The sequence below is a fragment of the Dolosicoccus paucivorans genome, assembly GCF_900100125.1.
In the GTDB taxonomy this organism is placed as follows: domain Bacteria; phylum Bacillota; class Bacilli; order Lactobacillales; family Aerococcaceae; genus Dolosicoccus; species Dolosicoccus paucivorans.
On sequence record NZ_FNEL01000015.1, the window covers coordinates 1 to 22,036 of the forward strand.

The following is a 22,036-nucleotide window of genomic DNA, read 5'->3' on the forward strand; positions in this document are numbered from 1 at the left end:
TAGATGAAGACTTTCTTAAGGAAGTAACCTTCAAGCGAAATATCATTCCACGTAAATCTCTTAACTACTACACTCCCCTGGAGGTTTTCTTGGCCCATCTTTTGGATCAAACACCTGGATATTATGCCAACCACTTAAGAAATATGGTTTCATCAAGCACCTGACTCCTCAAGAGTCGCTAGCGCTTTTCCTCTTGACCAGCCAGGAGCTTGATGAAGGGAGTTGTTTAAGGTGGTTAGCACAAGTATGTCACCAAGTTCAATCACTCATAATATAGTGTAGAAATTTCTAACTTAAATTGACAATCGAGATAGTAAAAACTCAATCAATCAGGGTCATATCTCCTGCTTTAATCGCTCCTTGTTTTAATAAAATGCGATAAAAGACATAAGATAATACTGCGGGTAAAATAAAATGTACGACTAAAAGATATAAAAAGATCACTCCAGGTGAATAGGTGCCCTTCATTGCTTGAAAAGTACTTATTTGCCCTACTAGACCACTCGATCCCATACCAGCTCCTAAAGGTGTATTTTCTACTGGCATCCATACTGTGGCGATAGGTCCTAAAATAGCTGCGGCTAAAGTAGGAGGAACCCAAATTTTCCAATTTCGGATAATATTAGGCACTTGCAACATGCTCGTTCCTAGCCCTTGCGCCAGGGATTCATTTAATCCATTATCCTTATAAGAAATGACCGCAAAACCAATCATTTGAGCAGTACATCCAATCGTAGCCGCTCCTGCAGCGATTCCCGATAAATTTAACATAATACATAAAGCTGCTGAAGATATAGGTAATGTTAATACCATTCCAACAATAACAGAGACTAATATTCCCATAACAAAAGGATGTTGGTGAGTCGCAAGGATAATAACTTCCCCTAAATAAACCATCACTTTATTTAATATTGGACCAAATACAGCTGCAACCAAAAAACCGATGATTAAAGTAACAAACGGAGTGACAATAATATCAATTTTCGTTTCTTTACTAATTAGTTTACCTATTTCAACGGCCAAAATTGTCGCAATAAAAGTTCCCACGGGTCCACCTTGTTCGTACCCTGCTAACCCGACGGCTACAGATGTATAGAGAACTAAATAAGGCGCATTTAAACGATGAGCAATCGCCACAGCAATGGCTGCTCCAGTCGCTTGTTGGGCGATAGGCCAAATTTGTTCTGAAAGCATCGCTATATGAAACTGATCTCCTAGCGTTTTAATGATCGTTCCAATTAAAAGAGATGCAAACAAACCAAGAGCCATCGCACTTAGCGCATCAATAAAATATAAATTAAGGGATGGATATACGCCTTTTTTATTCATAAATTTTTTCATAGAGTAACCTCTCTTTCATCATTCATTCGGTTGAGTAGTCAATTCAATGAGAGAGTCCACTTCAATCACTTTGTTAAAATCTAATAACACTAAGTATGCTTTTAATACTGGTTGATGAAGGGCTGTTTCTAATGCTTGAGCATAAAGACTTAACTGAAAACGATATTTTTTAATTAAATCATCGATTTGAAATTGACGATCGAAATTAGAACGATACCGGTCAGTTTTATAATCAAATAAAATAATGCCTTTTGACGTTACTATGTAGCCATCAATAATTCCATGAACTAACAATTGATTATCATCTAATTGGTTTAATATATGATCTTTTATTTGATGTTTAAAAATAGTTCGTGCTGGTAATAAATAAGAAAAGGCTTGTTCTTTTTGCAGTTGGTGAGGTGCATGAATAATCCGTTGACCTAAATGAGACTGTAAAAACATAACAATTCCATCTAAAGAAATTTGATTTGCCTGCTCACTCGTTAACTCTTTTTTGGCAACTATTTTTTGTAATTGATCTTTAAGTTGATTTTCGTAATCTTTAACTTCAACCTTTTGAAACGCTTCAAAATTCAGTAGCTGTAAAAAATAGTGTGTGATTGTTCCTCTTTGGGCAGCGTCTGTTCTTTTTTCTTGCATAAATTGAGGCGGAGCGAATGTATCTTCCGTATAACGAATCGCTTGGAGTTGATCATTTTCTTCATTCAACAAATTCCGGCGATCTTCAAAAAATTGAATTTTATCAATCATCGGCTCTTCATAAAGACGTTTTAATTCGGAAACTGATTGATAGCTTGACGTCTTAGTGGCTAGATCAAAAGAATAAGAATTTTCTAAAAGCGTCATTAATTCTTTATTCAATGGTGTTTGTTGTTGTTTGGTGTAGTCACTAAACTCTTGAAACAATTCATTCACCCACTCTTTTTTAGACTGTTGCGTCGTCGAATGATAGCTATTATAAATCGTTTCAATGGACTGTTCATCAATGTATTCTTCATCTAACTGACTTAAGTTAAAGGAAGCCACGCTTTGTGGGTGAATATCCGTCAGACTAATTCCTTGTTGAATCCAGTCTAACCAACTATTAGCACTTTCTCTTAAATAAGTTGCGACTTGTTTTTGACCTTTAGGGGTCATTTGATTAATTTGATCTTTTTTATCTTCCCAAGTGTCTTCATCTTTAATGGTTCCTACTAAAATAAGTTGTTGTTCGCACCGCGTAAGAGCTACATACAGTTTACGCATTTCTTCTGCCTTTTCTTTACGAATTTCCTCCATCACAAAGGATTCTTTTAAAAAGGATCTAAACTTTAATAGCCTGTTGACATCTAAATAATGAGAAGCTAGCCCATAGTCTTTAGACGCTAAGGTTGTTTGATGGATATCTCTTAAATTAAAACCTTTTTCTATGTTCATTAAATAAACGATCGGAAATTCTAGCCCTTTACTTGCATGGACCGTCATCAAACGAACTGCTTGTAAATCTTCTTCCATTAATACCGGCTCGGATAAATCTTTATCATGAGCCAGCGCTTCTTCAATATAGCGAATAAACCCTAGAAGCCCTTTGAACTTCATTCCTTCAAATACTTCCGCACGTTCATAAAAGGCATGTAAGTTAGCTAGACGCTGAGCACCATTCGTTAAACCGGAGACATAATCTAAATAAAACGTTTCTTCATAAATTAACCAAATTAAATCAACGAGACTTTTTTCTTGATTTGTTTTTTGCCAATGTTTTAACTGGTCCATAAAATAAGCTAATTTATTTATCGTATCACGTTCGATTTCATCTAGTAGTTGATCTTTTTTATCGTGATAATACCGTTCCATAGCTTCCACAAAAAGACCGTTTTTTTGATGAATGCGAATCCGACTTAATTGTTCATCCGTTAAACCGACAAAGTAAGAACGCAATACCGCAACCATCGCAATGTCTTGTAGTGGGTTATCGATAACTTTTAATAAAGCAATCATCAATTGAATTTCTTGACGTTGGAAATAATTTTCAATTTTTTGAGATACGATAGGAATATTATAATGTTCAAACGCTCGTTGCAAAGCTAAAAATGGCGCCCGCGTTGAACTTAAGACAACAAAATCAGACCAAGTAACGGGACGCATTTGTTGCGTTTTTTTATCATAAATGAGTTCTTTATGATGAACCTTTTGTAGCATATCTTGAGCAATCAAATGACTTTGATATTCCACTGCTGTATTCCACTGACCAGTTTCTAACTTCTCAACAGAAGGAACGTGCAACTTTAACTGAACATTAAATTTAGAATCTGGAGCGGAAGGTTGAAATTGGTGGTTCCCTGTTACAAGAGCTTCATTTTTTCCGTAATTCATTTCTCCAAACTCTTGATCCATAATTCGTTCAAAAATAAAATTCGTAAATTGTAACACTTCATCGCGAGAACGATAGTTAGTATCTAAGACAATTAGCTGCCCGCCTTTGCCTTGACTAAATTGGTCGTACTTTTGTAAAAACAAGCTCGGCTCAGCCATTCTAAATCGATAAATAGACTGCTTAACGTCTCCTACCATAAACATGTTTCCCGATTGACCGGTCGGTTCTTTTGATAACCAATAAAGAATGGCTGCTTGAATATCGTTAATATCTTGATATTCATCAACTAAAATTTCTTTAAATAATTGCTGAAAATAGTAGGCTGCAGGACTAGCCGTTCTTTTTTTAGTCTGTTCATCGTAAGGAGCTAAAATATTTAACGTTAAATGCTCTAAATCGTTATAATCGATCACATTGTTTTCTACTTTGTAATCCCATAATAGTTTGCGGAAAGTTAATGTTAGTTGGCCTAAATCTTTTAAAATAGGCGCTACTTGTTTTTCCACCGCAAGGGTTTGATCATAAGAATAAGCAAAAATAGGCTTTATTTTATCTTCTACATTCTTTTTAGCGTCGTCTCTTAATTTTTTCATCTCTTGAATTGTTTCGTAGTCGCTCGATTCTTTATCGCGATTGGACGGCCAGCGACCAAAAGAAAGTGTTTGAGCCTCGTTAAAGACCGTTTTTAAGTCTCCTGCCGCTAAGTGTTCTAATAAGTTTGCTACTTGTTGTTGTTCAGCTAATAAAAGCCCTTCGTATTTTTCGACGGTTTCACTTTGACAAGACTTTAGTAAATCCAAACTATGGGCTAATAATTGATAGGAAATAAGAAGTCTTGACTTTAAATTAGGGTAAACAACGTCTTGATAAAGTGTACTATTAGTAAAGTGTTCGAAATCTCTAGAAAGATTGTCTACAGTCTTTAACCATTCATTAGGTTCAGGGTGAGAACTAGCAAAATGATGAAGTGAGACAATTAAGTTAAATAGCGCTTCATCATTGACTGTTTCTCCGTAGATACTTAAAAGATTCATATATCTATCTAAATGGTGAGAGGTTTCCTCTTCAACTAATTGATGCCAAACTTCTTGATACATTAATGCTTTTTGCGTTTCATCGGTCATTAGCTTGAAAGAAGGATTAAAGTCAATTAAATAAAAAAATTGCTCAATGACTCGTAAACAAAAGCTATGTAAAGTGCGGATATGACTGGTCGGTAGTTTTCTTAATTGTTCGACTAAATATTGTCTTGTCTTACCATCAGCCGTCTGATTGATCATTTCTTTTAGTTTACTTTCCATTCGCTCTTTCATCTCACCAGCGGCCGCTTCAGTAAATGTCACGACAAGCAGTTCATCAACAGAGGCGAATTCAGTCATTAGGTGATTAAATAATCGTTCAATTAACACCGTCGTTTTTCCTGAACCTGCTGAAGCTGAGACTAAAATATTGCTGCCTCGTTGATGAATCGCTTGCCACTGATCATCATTAAATCGAGCATTGTCAGGTTTAATGGGTATTAGATTGGCCATCATTTTCCTCCTTTTGATTTAGCTGATCACTCATCGCTTTTAAAACAGGATCGAGTTTATTACTAATCGTTTTGTATTTATATTGATGAGCATTTTGCGTCGCATCAAAACCAGAAATCGTTCGATAATCTGTTTGCAAGGACGTTGTATAACTAATTTCATCAATAAATGGCATCAGTTCAATATCACCTGATTGGATACGCTCACCTGCTTGTTGGAATAAATAAAAGACATACTCTTTTAATAATTCCCACTGCTCTAACGTAAAGGCTAGATTGTCTTTACGCACACCAGACTTAGTATAACTAACCGGATAAATAAAACTGCGCCCACTTCCTTCACCAAAACCTTCGACTTGTTTAATTGTATTCGCATCTACGGTTACAAACCCTTGATATTGGTTAGTTTGTAATCTTCTAGAAGAATCTAACGTTTTTTGGAAAGGATCGTCTTCTAAAGTCGCTTCCATAAATCCATGTAACATAGGTTGGTAAAAACCTCCTAAAGGATGACTTTCAGGATAATTTTCCATAACAATACTTAAATACGTTAATATTTGTAAATCTAAGCCGTAATATACATCTTGTAAGTCGAATTTTTTATGACCTGATTTGTAATCAACCACTTGTAAGTAAGGTTGATTGTCCACTTGCAGTTGATCAATTCGGTCGATCTTTCCTGTTAGCGATAGTTTTCCGCCAGTAGATAAAGGAAACTCCAATGTCCTTAACGCTCCAGGACCTACACCAAATAACGCTTCAGTTAATAAAGGTTGCCCTTTCATTCGCTTAAATTGTTCAAGTGTAAAGTATAGGAAGTCTTTTAATCGTTGATCCATTTGCTTTCGAATAGCAGTCATTCTTGGATGACTATAAAAAAGATGATACTTTGTCTCTTGTTGAAACTGGTCGACCATTTGGCCAATCAATTGATCCATTTGTTGATCCGTTAATTGGGTCATATCAGTCGGTTGTTGTAATAGTCGTTGAAAAATATGATCCATAAAGTCATGGAAATAGTCTCCAGTTTTTATTCGGTTAACTTCAAAAATTTCTCGCGGCTGTAAACGTAGTCCGTATAATAAAAAGTGACTAAAAGGATCTTGATAAAATCGTTCAATTCGAGAGACAGATAAAAATAAATTGTCGCCGTACAACTGTTGTGCTGTTTGAGGTTCAATAGATGTTGGTAATGGAGAAGCAAAAAACGACTGATCTACCAATGATCTAAGCGTCGGCTGCTTTTGCTTCTTAGGTAGTTGATTTAAATGACGAACTAATTCATACGTTGTGTGTGACAATGGTCTACTTGTTTCATAGCTTTCACGAATGCGTTGCATTAAATAAGGCAAATAAGTCGTATATCTGCCTAGCCATTGGTGACGTTCATATAACCCACTTGAATAAACATAGGTTTGCCAATTAAAATCTCTCGTTAATAATTCCACATAAGGAGATAAAGTCTGGGGTGTATCATTGTTATTCATACTGTAGGATATATGCAATCGATCGGTTGCCGCTAGCAATAATTGGTAAAAGTTAAAAACTTCAAAGTTAGCATTTTGTTGGTCCATATCTGGCAAATATTGTTCAGAGGTCAATTGTTCTTTAATCATCTCGCGGTTTTGAGGGGTTAAAATCGATGTATGTTCTGACACTAGTGGCAATTGCTTACTATTAGCTCCTAGAACAAAACAAATCTTATAAGGCCTTGCCCGTGGACTTTCGATGTTAGTAATGGTTACTTGATCCATCGTCGGTGGAATTGTTAAATATTTTCCTTCTTCCACGCCACTCATCAAAATACTCACAAACGTTTCAAAATCCATCAACTGATCTTCATATAAAAGATGGAATTCATCCAGTAAATTCATTAATAAATCCCAAACTTGTTCATGTTGAAGGGATTCTTGAACTCGCCCTTCTCCAATAGCTAAATCTCGTAATTTAATTAAACGAGCCTGAACCTTTGTATTTACTAATAATTCATATAACCATTGACTAGCCTGTTGGCCGGTCATCGGCTCATCCCACTGATTTAAATATTTAAGTAAAATATTCGATACTTTTAAACGATAGTCTTCTAATACCTCACAAGTTGTTAAGGTCGATGATTGGTATTCATCAAATAACAAATCGCCTTCTAAAAAATCCCACTTATAATCAGACGAGTAAAAACGAAAGCCGTCATATCCATTGGCTAACATACAATTTTCTAAGCGATTAAGTAGATAATTTCGATCAAATTGATGGTAAGTATACTCCGGACAAAAAACAGAAGACTTTAATACATTCATAATATCTTCATGACGCCAATGGAATCTTTTTAAATTCAAGACCCCTTCTAACCAAGTCATTAAAGGATGATTGATCATAAGACGCTGGTGGTCATAAAAATAAGGAATATCATTTTCCTCAAAATAAGGACCGACAATATGTTGATAATCGTCTAAGTTACGCATGACAACAAGTATATCTTGATAGCGATATCCTTTTAACATCACTAATTGACGAATACGTTGACTTACTTCTTTTACTTCTGTTTGAGGTAAGTCGCAAGTCCATAACTCAAAAGGGTCATTCAACTCCACAGAAGTAAGTTTGTGATTTCCTTGATAGGATGACTTAAAGTAATCAGCTACAGTTAAAATATCGCGGGAGTAATCCCACAAAGGAGTCGCAATATTCCAATCAGGCAAGACGTTGATTTGGTGTTCTTGGGCCAGACTTTTTAGTCGTTGATAGGTTTCTTTTTGGACATCTACTCGCGCTTGCCAGTCGAGTGTTGTCGCTTCTTGATGAGTCAAAGGTAAAGTGACCCAAGTACTTTCAAACTGTTCGATTAAGCACAAGAGTAACTCCATTTCTTCTGCATTAAAAGCATACATATGATCGACAAATAGATAGTGGTGAGCTAAAGATCCTTGACTTTTTAAATACTCTTTAAATTGTTCTATCAGTCGGTACTGAGACAAATTCATCGTCTCCATCGCTGTTAGGAAGTGACGATAAATTAATTGAAGTTCAGCTAATTTGCGCTCATCCATTGAAATAATCGGCTCTTCTTCGCTTTGTTTATTTTCTTTAACAAATTGAGGAGTTAAGTCTTCAGGAAGAACTCGGCCCTCATATAGTTCATTCAAGAGCGTCACTAACTCTTGAATGAATCCTTGATAGTTAATTTGACCTTGAAAAACGATCAGCTCTTCTTTTAAATCAAGTAAAAGCTGACGAACGAGCATCGTGATGCCGGTTTGTGACAAGTTTAAAAAATGATGTAAAGAAGGTGGCATCATAAACCATGCCAGGCGAGTAAAGCTAACTACTTGAATATCAAGCATTGCTGACTGAGTTTGGCCTTGAAGTTGTTGGAGTTGATTTAAAACATAGGTCTCCATTTCAAACTTCATATGATCGGGTACAATATAATAAATAGTTGCTTGGGGGTTTTCTTTTTTTATTTCAAGCGCTTTTTGAATCATCGGCTCTTTTTTATTAACACGGGCATCCCCTGTAATAATTTGTAATGTCCCCATAATCGTCTCCTTTAAATTTACAATAAAGCGTTTTGATTGATAATTTCTAAAATAACTTGAGTTGCTTTAACCATTGACTCAACAGCAATAAATTCATAACGACCGTGCATATTTTCAGCACCGGTAAAAATATTTGGTGTAGGTAAGCCCATAAAGCTTAATTTTGAACCATCTGTTCCACCGCGAATCGGTTCAATAATCGGTTCAATATTTAAATCTTTCATGGCCGTTGCTGCTAAATTAACAATCGACATATCTTGTTCGATAATTTCTCTCATATTGTAATATTGATCGAACATTTCTAAGCTGATCCGTTCTTCTTCAAAGGATGCATTCATTTTTTCAGCAATAGTTTTCACTAGCTGTTTTCTTTTTTCGAATAACTCTCGATCATGATCGCGAATAATCATAGACAAGTGAGCTTCATCAACAGTTCCATCAATCTCCATCACATGGAAGAACCCTTCATAATCACTCGTCATCTCAGGTACTTCATTTTGTGGTAATGCTTGAATAAATTGATTTAATAAAGTGACCGCATTAATCATGAGACCTTTAGCTGTTCCTGGGTGAATATTTTGTCCTTTAAAAGTTACTTTACAAGCAGCCGCATTAAAACTTTCGTATTGTAATTCGCCAACGACCCCGCCGTCCATTGTGTAAGCAAAGTCAGCATCAAAGCTTTCTACATCAAAGCGATCTGCCCCGCGTCCAATTTCTTCATCTGGACCAAAGGCGACACGAATTTTACCATGGGGTACTTCAGGATGACGCATTAAATAATGCATCGCCGTCATAATTTCAGCAATGCCTGCTTTATCATCAGCTCCTAGTAACGTCGTCCCGTCAGTCGTAATGAGTGTTTCTCCTTTATAGTTTGCTAAATTAGGAAACATATTTGCATCCATCACAATATTTTGTTCTTCATTCAATGTGATAGCTTCACCGTTATAATTTTCAATGACTTGTGGCTTGACGTTTTCAGAATTAAAGTCTGCCGTATCCACATGGGCAATCCAACCAATTGTCGGTACAGAATGATCGATATTCGAAGGAAGGGTTGCTGTTACAAAGGCATTTTCCTTGTTAAATTCAACATCTTCTAAACCGAGTTCTTCTAATTCTTCTTTTAATAAATATAATAAATCTAATTGACGATTTGTTGAAGGAATTGTTTCACTCCGTTCATCAGAACGAGTATTAATTTTAGCGTAACGAATTAAGCGTTCTTTTGTTTCTTCAAATAATTGTTTCATCATTTAATCTCCTTTATATACTTCAAATGGATTAGAGCTCTTTTGACTTGGTTGACAAGTTAATGGCCAATTTTGATCATTAATAATTTTTTGAATAACTTCATTCATTTTAGTATTAAAAATATGTTCAATATAATGCCCTGCATCAATTGTCATAAAAGACTCTTCTAATAAAGCTTGACCTGTATGGAAAGTGATGTCTCCCGTAATAAAAATATCCGGTTGAGATAAACTCACTTCTTCCATTAAAGAACTTCCTGATCCTCCGATAATCGCAATGCGTTGGTAAGTGGATTGAGGTTCTTTTTCCATAATTTTAAAAGTTTGTAAATCAAAGGCCTTAGCGATATGTTCTAGTACTTCTTGACGAGTAAGGGGCTGTGTTAATTCGCCTACTCGTCCTAAAGTAGGTAAATTATCCTTCGTATCTTCATAAAAAGATGAAATATTTTCTAATTGTAATTGTTCACTTAGCCAATCGTTCATCCCGTTATGTGCTTGATCTAAGTTCGTATGTAGTGCGTAGACGTTCAGATCATTTTTGATCACTTTTTCGTAAAGTTTAATTTCTGGACTACTTAAATCAAATCGCTTAATAGGTTTAAAAAGTGGCGGATGGTGTACAATAATCGTATCGATTCCTTCTTCAATGGCTTCATCGACTACAGCCATCGTTAAATCTAAACTAGTTAATATTTTATGAACCGAGCGGTCAAAGCCACCAAAGTGAAGTCCCACCTCATCCCATTCTTGAGCCATATCTAATGGATATAATTCGGTTAATTTTTGTGTTAAATCTTTTAACTTAATCGTCATTCAATAAAACCTCCTCGATCGATTTAATGCGTTCTTTAATGTAAATGACTTTATCTTCATCCACTTGTTGTGAGTGGGTCATTTGTTGTTGGACATTTTTTAATTTATTTAATTCATTAGACCAATAGGTGACAAAATATTTATCTTGTTTCTTTAAATTAATCGGTCCAAACAACTCTTCATTGTAGGTCAATTTAGGTCCCGACTTTTGATAAATTGCCACAATAACTTCATACAACCGACCATGATCTTCGACAATAATTTCATCAATTATACTTGATTCATGATCACTAATCCATTTTCTTACATGATTAGACGCCATATTAGGTTGCAGTATTAAGAGAGTATTGGGCTTAATAGCTTGTTGCCCTTCATTTAAAATATCTCGAATCAAAACGCCTCCCATACCACAAATAGTAATTACATTTACTTGATCATTTTCTTTGATAACAGAAAGACCGTCTCCTAAACGGACACTTAAACGATCTTTAAAAGAGTAGGCTTCTTTCATTTTTTGCGCAGCTCTAAAAGGGCCCTCAACGACTTCTCCAGCAATTGCTTTAGCAATATGGTTATTTAATAGTAAATAGCTCGGTAAATAAGCGTGATCACTTCCTACATCACATAACACGACTTCATTCTGTGGTGCATACTGTTGAACATATTGAGCCACTTGTTGTAGACGCGGACTTAGTTGAATCATATAAAAACCTCCAAAAAAACCGGGTCCAAACGAGTCTTTGCACTCGTCCAGGAGACCCGGTTTAAAGTATTATTCTAAAAAGTCTTTTAATTGTTTAGATCGACTTGGATGACGAAGTTTGCGTAAAGCTTTCGCTTCAATTTGGCGAATACGCTCCCTTGTTACTCCAAAAACAGTTCCTACTTGTTCTAATGTACGGATATTTCCATCATCTAGACCAAAACGTAGGCGTAAGACATTTTCTTCACGGTCAGTTAATGTATCTAATACGTCTTCTAATTGCTCTCGCAATAAAGACGAAGCCGTAAAGTCTTCTGGACTCATGGCTCCTTCATCTTCAATAAAGTCACCTAAGTGAGAGTCATCCTCTTCACCGATAGGTGTTTCTAGTGAGACGGGCTCTTGAGCAATCTTTAGAATTTCTCGTACTTTTTCAGTTGGTAGATCCATTTCGGCACCAATTTCTTCTGGTGTCGGTTCACGACCTAAATCTTGAAGTAATTGACGTTGAATTCGGACCAATTTGTTAATCGTTTCAACCATATGAACCGGAATACGAATCGTTCTTGCTTGATCGGCAATCGCACGTGTAATGGCTTGGCGAATCCACCATGTAGCATAAGTAGAGAATTTAAATCCTTTTGTATGGTCAAATTTATCCACTGCACGCATAAGTCCCATATTACCTTCTTGAATTAAGTCTAAAAAGGCCATGCCGCGCCCAACGTAACGTTTAGCGATGGAGACAACTAATCGTAAGTTCGCTTCCGCAAGTTCTTGTTTAGCTAGCTCATCGCCATCTAAAATACGAATAGCTAATTCCACTTCTTCATCGGCCGTTAATAAATCTACACGGCCGATTTCTTTTAAATACATCCGAACAGGGTCACTTACGTTCATTCGTGTAGAAGCGGCCTGTTGATCAGCCAGTTCGGCCGCTGACACTTGATCTTGTTGACGAACCATTTGTTGGCGAGTTGGACCCCCGTCATCTCCGACAACAGCGACTCCTTGATCTTCTACTTTTTGGATTAATTTATCCATTCCATCAGCATCTAATTCGTAAGGACTCGCTATTTGTTTCGTTAATTCATCATAATGAATTTGTCCGACTAATTTCTTTTCAGCAATCAATTTCTTTGTTGCGTCTTCTAGTGATAGAGTGAGTGCTTGTTTAGATTGATTATCTTGAACTTTCTTTGACATAGTAGACTCCCCCTTTTAAATATTATAGCGACTTTAATTCAATCACTTTGTCTTGAATTTGTCGATAAAGTTCGCTTGCTTCTTGTAATTGCTTTAGTTTTGCAAGTTGATTGGCTTGTTGTCTTAACTCATCGATTTCCAGTTGAATAAACTCACGGTCTAATACGGTTAAACAATCAGACATCACTTCTTTTACAAACCCTAGCGGTTGGTATTCATTTCTAATGGAAATAAACAATTGCTTTAACGTTTCATCGTTGATTTTCTGATCCAATTCCGTCATCGGTAATTGGACAGGATTGTGCTTATTATAATAAGCTTCTTCTAGAATAAAGTAAAGTGATTGGCTATGTTCATGGATTAAGATAAAAGGTATTCCATTAAACTGCTCATTTAAATATTCCCAAGCTTGTGGATAGTAGATTAAATAAAATAAAATTTGTTTTTCCGCAAAAAATGCCGCTTTCGATCTTAAGGTCACGTCCCCTGAGACTAAGTTTGTAGCGGTACTTAATTTGCTGACCGTCTTTTTAGGTTGCTGGAGGTTTTCCTTAGCATTTGATTGAGCGAGTGGAAGTTGGATTGTTTGATAAGTTTGCATTAATGTTTCGACAGGAATCGAATATTTTTGAGCGATGGATTGAATTTTCAATTCAACTTCAATAGCTGATTGACTCACTTGAGCGACTAACACCAATAAACGTTCAATATATTGCGCGAGCTCTTGCTGAATTGATAAATCAAAGTCTTTTTGCCAAAAGGATTCATAAAATGAAAACATATCATCTGATTGATGAATCAGAGCTTGAAAACTTTCGACACCTTTTTCTTTAATCCACTCGTCAGGATCCATTTTCATAGGAATCGTGATATTTTTAAAGGTCAATTTATCGTAATTTAAACCTAATTGATACGCTTTATCTGTTGCTTGTTGGCCTGCTTTATCCCCATCAAAAATCAATACTACTTCTGAAGCGATCTTTTCTAAACGTTGTAAATGAGTAGAAGACAGACTTGTTCCCATCGTTGCCACTGTGTTTTCAACTTTGGCTTGATGAAGCGCAATAACATCCATAAACCCTTCAGCAATTAGTACTTGTTTAGTTTGACGAATAGTAGGTGTTGCTTTATCTAGGTTAAATAAATGATGAGACTTATTAAAGATCGCTGTATTGGGTGAGTTTAAATATTTAGCTTGTTGCAAATCAGATGTTTGTTCATAAACTCTCCCAGAAAATCCTACTACTTCTCCATTAACATTTCGAAGTGGAAAGATAATTCGACCTCGAAAACGATCAATCAGTTCATTATCATTGTTTAAATAAAAAATGCCAGATTCAATTAATTCTTCTGTTGTAAATTCTTCTTGTTGCAATACTTGAACAAGTATCTTAGAAGAATGAGGTGCTAACCCTATTTGGAAACTTTCCATCGTCTCTTGAGTGAATTGTCGCTTTGTTAAATAGTCCAAAGCTTCAACACCATTTTGAGTTCCTTGTAAGTAATAACAATAAAAGTCGGTCACTTTTTGATGAATTAATAATAACCGTTTTTTTAAAATATCTTGTGAGCTCAAAGGACGTTCTTGTAAATATTCAGCGTCTAAAGGCACATGACTTATTTCCGCTGCCCTTTTTACGGCCTCCACAAAATTAATATGTTCTATTTCTTGTAAAAAGTTAAAAACATTTCCGCCACGGCCGCAGCTAAAGCAATGATACAGTTGCTTAGCTTTGTCTACGGAAAAAGATGGATTTCGATCCTCGTGAAATGGGCAAGAAGCAACAAAGTTTTTACCTGATTGACTAAGACGGGTATATTTCCCAATCACTTGCGTAATATCTGTTTTTTGCTGTATTTCTTCTATTTTTTGTGGAGGTATAAAAGCCATCTTAACTCACCCTTTAGATAAATTCTTCAACAATTGACCATACGTCTTTTAAACCTTCTCCTGTCGCTGAAGAAACTGGAAACAGTGCATCAACAGTCGGTAAATCCAAAGCTTTTTTATAAATAGACAAGTGTTTTGGATATTGACTACGTTTTATTTTATCCATTTTAGTTAAAACGATGGCATAAGGTATATCTAATGACTCAGCGTAGTTTTTCATTTCGATATCTAATGCCGTAGGTGCATGCCTAAAATCCATCAACAATAAAAGAAGTTCTAAATTATCCCGTGTTGTTAAATACTTTTCGATCATTTTAGCCCATTTAACACGGTCTTTTTTTGACACTTTAGCATATCCATATCCAGGTACATCCACGAAGCGAAAAGCTTCGTTAATTTCGTAAAAGTTTAACGTTTGTGTTTTTCCTGGTTGACTAGAGGTACGAGCTAGTCCCTTTCGTTGAATCATTTTGTTAATAAAAGAGGATTTACCCACGTTTGAACGTCCCGATAAAGCGACTTCAGCTAAGTCAGTTGATGGGTATTGATGAGGTTCAGCTGCACTAATTACTAACTTTGCGTCATGAACTTGCATTAGTTATCCTTATCCTTTGTAATTCGTTTATTATCTAAATCATAAAACGTCGGTTTTGTTTTCTTTAATACGTTTGTTTTAGTAATGACAACTCGACTGACATCAGAGCGACTCGGAACTTCGAACATAATATCCATCATAATTTCTTCTAAAATTGAACGTAAACCTCGTGCACCTGTATCCCGTTCAATGGCTAACTGAGCCACCGCTTCTAACGCATCTTTTCTAAACTCTAGTTTTACATCATCTAATGCAAATAATTTTTGGTATTGTTTAATTAATGCATTTTTAGGCTCTGTTAAAATCGAAATCAGTTCCTCTTGGGTGAGTTTACTCAACGTTGCGGTAATCGGAAGGCGCCCGATGAATTCTGGAATCAGACCGAATTTAAGTAGGTCTTCTGACGTAATTTGTGCCATTAAATCATTTTCTTCATCGATTGAATGCGACGTATTGCCAAAACCAATAACTCGCTGGCCTAAACGTTCTTTAACGATATCTTCAATTCCAGCAAATGCTCCTCCTACAATAAAGAGAATTTGAGATGTATCTACCGTAATTAGATCTTGACCGGGATGTTTACGTCCTCCTTTAGGTGGCACACTTGCAGTCGTTCCTTCTAAAATTTTAAGAAGCGCTTGTTGGACGCCTTCACCACTCACATCGCGAGTAATTGAAACATTTTCGCTCTTTTTAGCTATTTTATCAATCTCATCGACATAGATAATGCCTCGCTCAGCTAATTCAATATTATAGTCTGCTGCTTGAACAAGTTTTAAAATAATATTTTCAACGTCTTCGCCTACATAACCTGCTTCAGTTAGGGTCGTTGCATCAGCAATCGCAAACGGAACGTTTAATAAACGAGCTAAACTTTGAGCGATAAACGTTTTTCCTGAACCCGTTGGACCAACTAATAGTATGTTAGACTTTTGTAATTCGATATCGTCTTCTTCAACGAGTTCTCGTTCATTATGATTAATTCGCTTGTAGTGGTTATAGACTGCTACAGACAGTGCTTTTTTAGCTTGAGTTTGTCCGATAACATAATCATTTAACTTGTTCATAATTTCTACTGGCGTGAGTAAGGTCATTGGTTCAGCTGTAAACTCACGATTTTTCTCTTCAGAAATAATCTCTTGACATAAATCAACGCACTCGTCACAAATAAAAACATCAGGACCTGCAATGATTTTATACACTTCATCTTGAGTACGCCCGCAAAACGAACATGAAATCGTGTGAGAGTCTGGTTGTCGTTTGCTCATTCTTTCATCTCTCCTTTACTTCTAAAATAGACAATAAAAAGGGATGCAAGTTTTTTATCCGTACTTGCAATCCCTCTTTCTTAATTTTTATCATCAATTATTTTTCTTCAGCAGATTCAACAATTAATTCCATTGCTTTTTTCATTTTAATGTCTGCTTCTAAAATATCTTTAGTTACGAATTGACGAACTTGATCTTCTTCCATGCCGTACTGTGCAGATAATAATGAAATTTCATGATCCATGTCTTCTTGAGACACTTCAATGTTTTCTGCCTTAACAATTGCTTCTAATACAAGGTTAGTTTTAGTGCGTAAGTCAGCTTCTTCAGCGAATTGTTCTTTTAGATCATCGCGTGAAGTACCTGTTAATTGATAATATAGCTCTTCGCTAATTTGTTGATGTTTTAAGTTGTTTAAGAAATGCGTAATTTGACGCTCAATTTCCTCATCAACCATTACTTGAGGTAAATCAACAATTTCAGCATTTTCAACAGCTTGTCTTAACGCTGCATCTTCTGCTGCTCCTTTCGCTTCTTGTTCTTTAGCTTCTTCTAATTGAACGCGAAGTTTATGTTTAAGTTCATCTAGAGTTTCTACTTCGTCATCAGCATCTTTAGCAAACTCATCATCTAACTCTGGTAACTCAAGCGTTTTAACTTCGTGAACTGTTACTTTAAATGTAGCTTCTTTTCCAGCTAATTCTTCCGCATGGTACTCTTCTGGGAAGGTTACTTTAACGTCTACCTCATCTCCTGCTTGAGTGCCAACTAATTGCTCTTCAAATCCTGGAATAAAAGAGTTTGATCCTAACTCTAATGAGTGGTTTGTTCCTTTGCCGCCTTCAAATGCTTCATCACCTAAGAAACCTTCAAAGTCAATGACAACTGTGTCGCCTTCTTCAGCTTTGCCGTCTTTAATGACAAGGTCAGCCATGTTTTGACGTTGTGTTTCTAATGCATTATCCACATCTTCTTGGGTCACTTCACGGTCTTGTTTTTCGATCGTTAAGTTCTTATAGTCACCTAGTTTTACTTCTGGTTTTGTGACGACTTGAGCTGTTAATACCCATGGTTGGCCTTTTTCCATTGAAACAATATCAAATGAAGGTTCAGCTACAACCTCTAATCCTTCTGCTTCGACCGCTTTAGCGTAAGCGGGTGCTAAAACATCATTTAATGCGTCTTGATATAAAGCTTCTTCGCCGTAAATGTTATTAAAAATTTGGCGTGGAACTTTTCCTTTACGAAATCCAGGTACAGATAAATTACCTTTTACACGATTGAACGCCTTATCTAAAGCTTTCTTTGTGTCTTCTACTGGAATTTCAAAGGTTAATAAACCTTCATTAGCATTTTGTTTTTCAAATTTAGTTGTCATTTTTTAATAAAACCTCCACATGATTTCAATATTACATACTTTTATATTTTAACCCATTTCCTTAGTTTTGTAAACCTATTGCCTACTTAATATCGCTATACGTTTATTTCGAAACAGAAACGGTGTTGTTTTAAATTTTATATAAATATCACAGAACTGACACAAGAATATGGTATGCTAGAGTAAGTATTCTGCATTCAAAGGAGTGTGTTTGAATTGGTCCGCTATCCTTCAGGACATGGTCTAAGAAGAAATACGTCATTAAATTCAGCTAAACGACCTAAAAGAAACATTCAATATGGAAGTCGTGGAATGTCTTTAGAAGGACGTATCAATGAAAGCAACCATTATTATTTAACAAGAAACAAAGCAATTATTCACAAAAAACCAACCCCTATTCAAGTCGTACAAGTGGATTATCCACGCCGAAGTGCTGCTAAAATTACAGAAGCTTATTATCGCCAAGCATCTACTACAGATTATAACGGCGTTTATAAAGGCTACTACGTTGATTTTGAAGCTAAAGAAACTACCAATAAAACAAGTTTTCCCCTTCAAAACTTACCACTTCACCAACGCACTCATATGCAACAATGTCTCGAACATGGTGGGATTGCGTTTGTCTTATTTTCTTTTAAAGTTCATCAAGAGATCTTTTTATTACCCTATGAATACTTAATGGAGTTTTTATCAAAAGAGACGGCTAAAAGTATTCCTTATGAATTTATTAAAGAAAAAGGGTATGCGTGCCCTACAGGTGCTTTTCCTATGATTGATTATTTGCATGCCCTCGATCAATATTTAGACGATTTAAAATAATAAATGAGGTGTTTAAATGAACACAGGAAGTCGAATTGAAAGACAAAAATATAAAAAGAAACAAACCAGCTATTCATGGAAAAAATCTTTTAAAAAAATAATTATTGCACTTATTATGGTCTTTTTTATTTTAATTGTTACGGGAGCGGGTGTATTTGGCTATTATGCGGCTAAAGCGCCTAACTTAACAAAACAAGACTTAATCGGACAAGTTGCTTCTAAAATATATGATAAAGATCATCAGCTCATTAAAGAATTAGGGAGTCAAAACCGGGATTTAATGACTAAAGATGAAATTCCTAGCTTATTAAAAGAAGCTGTTTTAGCCGTTGAAGATAATCGTTTTTATGACCATAACGGGGTTGACCCTATTCGTATTGCAGGAGCTTTTATCGCCAACCTTAAATCAGGTGCTATCTCCCAAGGTGGAAGTACCATTACCCAACAGCTTGTTAAACTGTCAGTCTTTTCAACTGATTTTAAAGATCAAACCATTGAACGAAAGTCTCAAGAAGCATGGTTATCACTACAATTAGAACAAAAATACTCTAAAGATGATATATTAACCTTTTACTTAAATAAATTGTTCTATTCTAATAACACTTACGGAGCTAAAACAGCAGCAAAAACTTTTTTTAATAAAGATCTAGATGAACTGTCTGTTGCGGATGCGGCATTATTAGCTGGAATTCCACAAGCACCTAGCCAGTACGACCCATATAACTACCCTCAAGCAGCAAAAGAACGTCGCGATTTAATTTTGTCTATCTTAAAAGACAAACAAATCATTACCTCAGCTCAATACGACGAAGCTATTAATACATCAATTGAATCTCAACTCGTTGAAATTAAAGAATCAACGATGAATAAGCAAGATAAAATTATCGATGCTTATTTAGAAAAAGTGAGTCAAGAAGTTCAAGAAAAAACCCAGCTGAATATTTTTACAGACGGGGTCGAAGTTTACACAAACTTAGATTTAAACGCTCAAACTCATTTATATGAAACAGTCAACGAAAACCCAATGGTCAAGTTTCCAAATGACGAGATGCAAACAGCCGCTGCAGTCGTTGACGTCAAAACTGGCGCACTTCGTGCGATTATTGGAGGAAGAAAACAAGATGTTTATTTAGGTCTTAACCGCGCAACGTCCAATCACCGAAGTGTCGCATCAACCATTAAACCTCTAATCGATTACGGTCCAGCAATTGAATTTTTAAATTACTCTACTGGACAACTAGTTGTTGATGAAGAGTACTCTTACTCAAGTGGCGAAACGTTAGAAAACTATGATTATCGCTATGAAGGCAAAATGACTCTACGAGAAGCTCTCGTCGGATCGCGTAATATTCCTGCTTTAAAAATGTTACAGGAAGTAGGCTTAGATAATGCTTATGCTTTCTTACAAAAAATGGATATTCACTTAACTAACAATAATCAAAAGGAACTCGTTGAATCTAACGCCATTGGTGGGGAGATTTCACCCATTCAACTTACCGCCGCTTATGCTACTTTATCCAATTACGGTCAGTATAATGAGCCTTTAACGGTTAAAAAAGTTATCTCTTCAGCGGGAACCGAGCATGTTATTGAACCTGTCTCGCGTCAAGCCATGAAAGACTCTACTGCTTATATGGTCACAGATATGTTAAAAGAAGTTCCCGGAGAGTTCGCTCCAGAAGCACGAATCGCTGGACTCATTCAAGCCGGTAAAACAGGAACGACCAATTACACATCTGAACAATTAGAACGACTCGGAGTAACAAATGAAGTCTTTGCTGCACCAGATGGTTGGTATGCAGGGTATACTCCTCATTATGCTATGGTGACGTGGGTGGGTTATGATGATCCATTTGCTCCTGGTCATTATTTAACTTTAGAAGAAGCGCGCCTTTCTCAAGTTATCTATAAAGAAATGATGACTTATTTAATGAAAAATGTTACTTCATCTGATTGGCGACGCCCTGAGTCCGTAGAACAAGAAACTATTGAAAAATATACTTCACCGCTCCAATTACCAAGTAGCGGAACCCCTGAAAACTTAAAATCAAAAGAGTTATTTGTTAAAGGAACGACTCCTCAGGAAGTATCTAAGCAATTTGAAAAACTAAACGATCCTACTTATTTTGATGCGAACTATGATGATCACCAACAAGGAATCGTTGCTGAATGGGCAGGCTCCCTAGAACCGGGTACATACTATGAGCTCTACGTCAACAACTCTCTTTATTACTCAGGAACGGAAACAGCTGTCGCTATTCCTGTCTCATTTGATGGTAATTATGAGTTAAGATTACGAATCACGGATGGTTCAAGAGCTTCTAATGATTTAGTCCTGACGTTAACTATTCGCTTTATGGATGAACAACCCGTCGAAGATGCTTCTTCCATCGAAGAGTCTTTACCCACTGAAGATATGGATGAAGAGCCAAACCATGAACAAGAACCACCTAAAGAAGATAAAGAAGATAAAGAAGACACAGATGAAGGACCTTCTAGACAAGAAAATACTACAACCTAAAAAAAGACGCCTAGGCGTCTTTTTTTAGTCTGCTTTAAACAATGGAATATTCAAGTGATCGTAATTGTGTGTTGTACTTTGATGAGTAGAGTTTGTTTTGAAAAACTGTTGTTGGTTAAATTGTTGGATTTGTTCTTGAGCTTGAGGAACAGTTGTTATATTTTGTTGTTGCCAAGTAAATAAAATTTTATCAATATAATTCAAACTATAGGCATTACGAATAACTGCTTCTCGTAAAGCTAGACGAATTAATCCTTCGTCGTACTTCTCTCGAACTAACCAACGATTCAGCGTTTCAAATTCCATCGGTGATAAAGAACGTTTAAATTCTTGTTCAAATAAAGGAACCAACTCTAGGTTATTTGATAAAGTGTCATCTTGAGAATGTGTTTGAGAAGCTCCGCCTTGATGAGTTTGATAAACCATTGCTTCATTAGGTCGTTGGTTCATAATACGCTCAATCGCATTAAACAAAGGTTCAATTGAATATTGATCTGTTTTTTTACCTTCTTGATTCGTAATCATATTAATTTCTAAATAGCCTTTAGATGATAAATGATCAATATAAGTAAATAATTCTTGAAAATCCCAACCTAATTGGTTTGACAACTGTTTTAATCGATCAATTGTTAAATCTTCATCCATAAAAGATAACATGGCCACAATTAAAGTGAATTCTTTCGAGGTGAGTTGAAGTTGATCATAATATTGAATTAACGCATTTGGTACCCATGTCATTCCTCGTTTAGCCCATTGATAAAATGATGTGTGAGCCATTTTTATTCCTCCTCAAATTAGTAAAAGCCGGCCTTGTGGCCG

The 22,036-nt window shown here is 36.0% G+C and carries 14 protein-coding genes; 2 read left to right on the forward strand and 12 right to left on the reverse strand.

Annotated elements, in window-relative coordinates:
- Window positions 1–321: 321 nt before the first annotated feature.
- The 11 genes from BLR79_RS03555 to tig form a co-directional block, all read right to left on the reverse strand.
- Window positions 322–1,341 carry a PTS sugar transporter subunit IIC gene (locus BLR79_RS03555; protein WP_092084933.1) on the reverse strand — a complete coding sequence of 340 codons (1,020 nt, stop codon included), beginning with the start codon at window positions 1,339–1,341 and terminating at the stop codon, window positions 322–324.
- A gap of 18 nt (window positions 1,342–1,359) precedes the next feature.
- On the reverse strand, window positions 1,360–5,229 hold the full coding sequence (gene addA / locus BLR79_RS03560; RefSeq protein WP_159427583.1) for a helicase-exonuclease AddAB subunit AddA: 3,870 nt from the start codon (window positions 5,227–5,229) through the stop codon (window positions 1,360–1,362).
- On the reverse strand, window positions 5,207–8,764 hold the full coding sequence (locus tag BLR79_RS03565; protein WP_092084937.1) for a PD-(D/E)XK nuclease family protein: 3,558 nt from the start codon (window positions 8,762–8,764) through the stop codon (window positions 5,207–5,209). The genes addA and BLR79_RS03565 overlap by 23 nt, the downstream gene beginning before the upstream one ends.
- A 17-nt stretch (window positions 8,765–8,781) precedes the next feature.
- Window positions 8,782–10,020 carry a peptidase T gene (gene pepT, locus BLR79_RS03570; protein ID WP_092084979.1) on the reverse strand — a complete coding sequence of 413 codons (1,239 nt, stop codon included), beginning with the start codon at window positions 10,018–10,020 and terminating at the stop codon, window positions 8,782–8,784.
- A gap of 3 nt (window positions 10,021–10,023) precedes the next feature.
- Window positions 10,024–10,836, reverse strand: a complete 813-nt coding sequence (locus BLR79_RS03575) for a Nif3-like dinuclear metal center hexameric protein (RefSeq protein ID WP_092084939.1) — start codon at window positions 10,834–10,836, stop codon at window positions 10,024–10,026.
- Window positions 10,826–11,539 (reverse strand): tRNA (adenine(22)-N(1))-methyltransferase, encoded by a 714-nt coding sequence (locus tag BLR79_RS03580; protein ID WP_092084941.1) that lies wholly within the window; start codon window positions 11,537–11,539, stop codon window positions 10,826–10,828. The genes BLR79_RS03575 and BLR79_RS03580 overlap by 11 nt, the downstream gene beginning before the upstream one ends.
- 69 nt (window positions 11,540–11,608) lie before the next feature.
- Window positions 11,609–12,745, reverse strand: a complete 1,137-nt coding sequence (gene rpoD / locus BLR79_RS03585; RefSeq protein ID WP_092084943.1) for an RNA polymerase sigma factor RpoD — start codon at window positions 12,743–12,745, stop codon at window positions 11,609–11,611.
- Between the two features lie 22 nt (window positions 12,746–12,767).
- Entirely contained in the window at window positions 12,768–14,636 is a 1,869-nt protein-coding gene (dnaG, locus tag BLR79_RS03590; RefSeq protein ID WP_092084945.1) for a DNA primase, read from the reverse strand.
- Between the two features lie 13 nt (window positions 14,637–14,649).
- Window positions 14,650–15,231, reverse strand: coding sequence for a ribosome biogenesis GTP-binding protein YihA/YsxC (gene yihA, locus BLR79_RS03595; protein WP_092084947.1), 582 nt, complete (start codon window positions 15,229–15,231; stop codon window positions 14,650–14,652).
- A complete protein-coding gene (clpX, locus tag BLR79_RS03600) occupies window positions 15,231–16,499 on the reverse strand; it encodes an ATP-dependent Clp protease ATP-binding subunit ClpX (protein ID WP_092084949.1) in 1,269 nt (422 codons plus the stop codon). Before clpX ends, yihA begins: the two co-directional genes overlap by 1 nt.
- Window positions 16,500–16,596: 97 nt before the next feature.
- Entirely contained in the window at window positions 16,597–17,877 is a 1,281-nt protein-coding gene (gene tig / locus BLR79_RS03605; RefSeq protein ID WP_092084951.1) for a trigger factor, read from the reverse strand.
- Window positions 17,878–18,093: 216 nt separating this feature from the next.
- On the opposite strand from tig, the gene recU reads away from it, so the two are divergent.
- Both recU and BLR79_RS03615 read left to right on the forward strand, forming a co-directional pair.
- Window positions 18,094–18,696: a Holliday junction resolvase RecU gene (gene recU, locus BLR79_RS03610; RefSeq protein WP_092084953.1), complete on the forward strand. Its 603-nt coding sequence runs from the start codon at window positions 18,094–18,096 to the stop codon at window positions 18,694–18,696.
- A 16-nt stretch (window positions 18,697–18,712) separates the two neighbouring features.
- Window positions 18,713–21,217 (forward strand): transglycosylase domain-containing protein, encoded by a 2,505-nt coding sequence (locus BLR79_RS03615; RefSeq protein WP_092084955.1) that lies wholly within the window; start codon window positions 18,713–18,715, stop codon window positions 21,215–21,217.
- Window positions 21,218–21,241: 24 nt separating this feature from the next.
- On the opposite strand, the gene BLR79_RS03620 is transcribed toward BLR79_RS03615, so the two are convergent.
- Complete coding sequence (locus tag BLR79_RS03620) at window positions 21,242–21,994, reverse strand: DnaD domain-containing protein (protein ID WP_092084957.1); 753 nt, start codon at window positions 21,992–21,994, stop codon at window positions 21,242–21,244.
- Between the last annotated feature and the right edge of the window lie 42 nt (window positions 21,995–22,036).